At 68.5% G+C, this 4,350-nt stretch carries 5 protein-coding genes; 3 read left to right on the top strand and 2 right to left on the bottom strand.

Annotated features, from left to right (window positions below; translation table 11 throughout):
• Nucleotides 1-117: 117 nt before the first annotated feature.
• The 3 genes from PKH97_RS14180 to PKH97_RS14170 are packed head-to-tail and all read left to right on the top strand — an operon-like array spanning nucleotide 118 to nucleotide 2,935.
• The gene (locus PKH97_RS14180) at nucleotides 118-324 is read left to right on the top strand and encodes a cation transporter (RefSeq protein WP_324388196.1); all 207 of its coding nucleotides are present in this window, start codon (nucleotides 118-120) and stop codon (nucleotides 322-324) included.
• Nucleotides 321-2,615, top strand: a complete 2,295-nt coding sequence (locus tag PKH97_RS14175) for a heavy metal translocating P-type ATPase (protein ID WP_324388195.1) — start codon at nucleotides 321-323, stop codon at nucleotides 2,613-2,615. The genes PKH97_RS14180 and PKH97_RS14175 overlap by 4 nt, the downstream gene beginning before the upstream one ends.
• The gene (locus PKH97_RS14170) at nucleotides 2,612-2,935 is read left to right on the top strand and encodes a metal-sensitive transcriptional regulator (RefSeq protein ID WP_324388194.1); all 324 of its coding nucleotides are present in this window, start codon (nucleotides 2,612-2,614) and stop codon (nucleotides 2,933-2,935) included. The genes PKH97_RS14175 and PKH97_RS14170 overlap by 4 nt, the downstream gene beginning before the upstream one ends.
• A gap of 10 nt (nucleotides 2,936-2,945) precedes the next feature.
• Here PKH97_RS14170 and PKH97_RS14165 read toward each other — a convergent pair whose 3' ends face one another.
• Nucleotides 2,946-3,926 (bottom strand): magnesium transporter CorA family protein, encoded by a 981-nt coding sequence (locus PKH97_RS14165; protein ID WP_324388193.1) that lies wholly within the window; start codon nucleotides 3,924-3,926, stop codon nucleotides 2,946-2,948.
• Nucleotides 3,927-3,964: 38 nt separating this feature from the next.
• The coding region (locus tag PKH97_RS14160) for a hypothetical protein (RefSeq protein ID WP_324388192.1) at nucleotides 3,965-4,350 on the bottom strand (386 nt) is incomplete at its 5' end.

Here is a 4,350-nt window from a genome sequence, read left to right as displayed (position 1 = left end):
CTCTCGACGGGGCTGAACCGGCCTCTCGACGGGGCTGAACCGGCCTCTCGACGGGAATACCCCCTGGGGGTATGATGTTTCCGAGGCAGCAAGATCACCCACGTGAGGAGCACCACCATGAGCGCTGAGAACACCTACACCGTCACCGGCATGACCTGCGGCCACTGCGTCGCGTCGGTCACCGAGGAGGTCAGCGCGATCCCCGGCGTCGGCGATGTCCAGGTCGATCTGGCTTCCGGCGCCTTGACCTTCACCTCCGGGGCTGCGGTCACGCGCGAGCAGGTCGACGCCGCCGTGACGGAAGCCGGCTACGCCCTGGCATGACGACGACGCTGCCGACAACCCCGGACATCGACGCGGCCCGGGAGATCGATCTCGAACTCACCGGTATGACGTGCGCCTCGTGCGCCAACCGCATCGAGCGCAAACTCAACAAGCTCGACGGCGTCGCCGCGAGCGTCAACTACGCGACCGAGCGGGCACACGTCCGCTTCGCGGAGACCGTCAGCCCCGATGCCCTCGTCGCCGCCGTCGAGGCGGCCGGCTACGGCGCCACCATTCCCGCTCCCCCCGCGGCGGACACTGGCGATGACGAGCCGCCAGCCGCCCCGCGGGACGCCCACCTCGAGCGCCTGCGCAGCCGTCTGCTCATCTCGGCGGTGCTGAGCCTCCCCGTGATCGCGATGGCGATGATCCCGGCACTGCAGTTCACCAACTGGCAGTGGCTCTCCCTCACCCTCGCCGCTCCCGTGGCGGTCTGGGGCGCCTGGCCCTTCCACCGAGCAGCGTGGATCAACCTGCGCCACGGCGCCGCGACGATGGACACCCTCATTTCACTGGGCACCGGAGCGGCCTTCCTCTGGTCGCTCTATGCCCTCTTCTTCGGCCATGCCGGCATGCCCGGGATGACCCACCACTTCGCGTGGGGCATCGCGCGCTCGGACGGCGCCGGCAATATCTATCTCGAGGCCGCGGCCGGCGTCACCACCTTCATTCTTGCCGGCCGCTATCTGGAGGCGCGCTCCAAGCGCGACGCCGGCACCGCGCTCCGCGCACTGATGTCCTTGGGAGCCAAGGATGTTGCGGTGATGCGCGACGGCATACGAGAAGAACGTATGCCGATTGCCGCCCTCGCGGTCGGCGACCGTTTCGTCGTGCGCCCCGGTGAGACGATCGCGACCGACGGCGTGGTGGAGTCCGGCACCTCCGCGGTGGATGCGTCGATGCTGACCGGTGAGCCGGTGCCCGTCGACGTCGGCGTGGGCGACCTTGTCACCGGGGCGACCGTCAACGTCAGCGGCCGGCTCGTCGTGCGCGCGACGCGCATCGGGGCCGACACGCAACTGGCGCGGATGGCCCGACTCGTCGAGCAGGCCCAGTCGGGAAAGGCGGCCGTGCAACGGCTGGCGGACCGGATCTCCGGAGTCTTCGTCCCGGTCGTCATCCTGCTGGCCCTGGGCACGCTGGTGTTCTGGCTGCTCCGCGGGGCCGGGGGTGGCGCCGCCTTCACCGCGGCCGTCGCTGTGCTCATTATCGCCTGCCCGTGTGCGCTCGGCCTGGCCACGCCGATGGCCTTGATGGTCGGCACCGGACAGGGCGCCAAGCACGGCATCCTGATCAAGGGCCCCGAGGTGCTCGAGTCGACCAAGCGCGTCGACACCGTCGTGCTCGACAAGACCGGCACCGTGACCACCGGCCTGATGGCCGTGCGTGATGTCATTGCCACAGAAGGTGAGTCGCGCGACGACGTGCTGCGCTCGGCCGGATCTCTCGAGCACGGGTCGGAGCACCCGATCGCGCGCGCCATCTCCGCGGCGGCCGGTGAACTCCCCGGCCGGCTGCTCCCGATCGACGGATTCGAGAACGTCCAGGGCCGCGGCGTGCACGGGATTGTGGAGACGGCTGAGGGTGGCCGTGCGGTCGTCGTCGGCCGCCCAGAACTTCTGATCGACTGGTCCGTCGACCTGACCCCGCAACTGGCCGACGCGATGGCGGCAGCCGAGCGTTCTGCCGCCACCGTCGTCGCCGTCGCCTGGGACGGCGCCGCGCGCGGGCTGGTCGTCGTCGGGGATGCCGTCAAGCCCACCAGCCGTGAGGCGATCGCGCGGCTGCGAGCACTTGGCCTACGCCCGGTACTCCTGACCGGGGACAACCGAGCGAGCGCGGAAAATGTTGCGGCACAGGTCGGCATCGACGACGTGATCGCCGGCGTGCTACCCGAGGGCAAGGTCGACGTCATTCGTAAGCTGCAGGCCGACGGACGAGTTGTCGCCATGGTCGGCGACGGCATCAACGACGCCGCGGCCCTCGCTCAGGCCGACCTGGGCATCGCCATGGGCACCGGGACCGACGCGGCGATCGAGGCGGCAGATCTGACTCTGGTCCGTGGTGACCTGCGGGTCACCGCCGACGCGATCCGCCTCTCCCGTGCCACCCTGCGGACGATCAAGGGCAACCTTTTCTGGGCCTTCGCCTACAACATTGCCGCCCTGCCTCTGGCTGCGGCGGGCCTGCTCAACCCGATGTTCGCCGGCGCGGCCATGGCCTTCTCGTCGGTCTTCGTCGTCCTCAACAGCCAGCGACTGCGCCGCTTCACACCCCAAGGCGACCGATGAACTCTGAGCCCGACGTCCTTGCGACGCATGACGATTCGACCAGGCCCGGTTATGCCGACACGAAAGATGCGCTGTCCAAGCGGCTGCGGCGCATCGAGGGTCAGGTGCGCGGCGTGGAGCGGATGATCGAGGAGGACCGCTACTGCATCGATGTGCTCACGCAAATCACGGCGATCCAGTCGGGGCTCAAGGCCGTCGCGCTCGGCCTGCTCGACGAGCATCTCGCGCACTGCGTGGTGCACGCCGCCCGCGAGGGCGGGCAGGAGGAGGCCACCAAGCTCGCCGAGGTCTCCAGCGCCATCGCCCGCTTGATCCGCTGATCCCGGGTCGTCAAAGCCAGTCCCGTCGCCGGAACATCACATAGAGGCCGCCGGAGAGCATCACGATCAGAATCACGCTCAGCCAAAGCCCCAAGGGCTTGTCGAAACCGGGGTAGGGCACGTTCTGCCCGAACCAGCCGGTGATGGCTGTCGGGATGGCGATGATGGCCGCCCAGCCCGCGAGCTTCTTCATGATCATGTTGAGGCGCGAGTCCTGCAACGAGAGGTTGGCCTCAAAGATCGTCGTCACCAGATCGCGCAGCGACTCCGTCCACTCGCTGGCTCGCAAGACGTGATCGTAGAGATCGTCATACCAGTGGTCGAGATCGGAGCCATCGCGAGTTCTGTTGCGCACCAACGCATTGACCACCTCGCGCATCGGCAGCACGACCCGCCGCAGAGCCACCAGGTCCTTGCGGAAACGATAGACACGCTGCACGAACCGGGCGTCGGTGGGACCGTCGTCGAAGAGGGCATCCTCGAGCAATTCGATCTCGTCATCGAGCTTCTGGATGGTGTCGAAATGTTCGTCGACCACCGCGTCGAGCAGGCCGTGCAGCAGGGCGCCCACGCCGGACTTGAGCAGATCCTGGTTGTCCTGCCAGCGGGCGACGATCGGCTCCATCATGAAGCGATCGTCCAGCCGGATGGTGACGAGCATATTCGGCAGGACCAGCCCGGAGATGCGATTGGTCACTAGACGTTCCTCCGCGGGGTGCTCGGTGTCGGTGACCAAGGGCGCGGAGTAGACAGTGAAGTAGAGAATGCGCCCGTGCCTGGTGACCTTCGGCCGCTCGTGCGCACTGAGGATGTCGTCGACCGCTGTGGGTGCCAGATCGAGGCGTTCGGCCAGGGCCGTCAGGTCTGCGGCGCTGGGGCGCAGCAGGTCGACCCAGGCAATCGCGCCATCAGCGCGCGCCACATCCGCGACCTCCTCCGCGGTGACATCGTCATCGATCAGCTCACCATCGCGCCAGGCCAGGCCCCGCACGTGACACCCCAATGACCCCATATCCGGATGGCGCCCGCTCAGTCGGCCGGCCGGCCCGCGTAGGCGACCCGCCCGCTACCCAGCAAGGCCGTCCAGGACGGCAACTCCACGACGGCCAGCGCCGACGTCGGCATACGGACCCACTCGCGGGTCAAGGATTCGAGCAGTTCCTCGACCGCCGGGTTGTGACCGACCAAGGCGAGGGTGGCGATGTCCTCGGGTGTGGCGCGCACCAGGTCCAGCAGATCGTCGCCGTCGAAGGTGTAGGCGGCCTCCTCGATCCGCGTCGGCACCGCGCCCTCCAATTCAGCCGCGACCAGCGCCCACGTGGCCCGGGCGCGCTCGGCGGGCGAGACGATCGCTAGGTCCGGACGCACTCCTTCAGCGGCGAGCCAGGCGCCGGTCACGGGGGCCTGCCGCCTGC

Origin of the sequence: Nostocoides sp., from assembly GCF_035343835.1 — a bacterium.
Classification (GTDB): Bacteria; Actinomycetota; Actinomycetes; order Actinomycetales; family Dermatophilaceae; genus Nostocoides_A; species Nostocoides_A vanveenii.
This window is presented reverse-complemented; position numbering and strand designations above follow the sequence as displayed.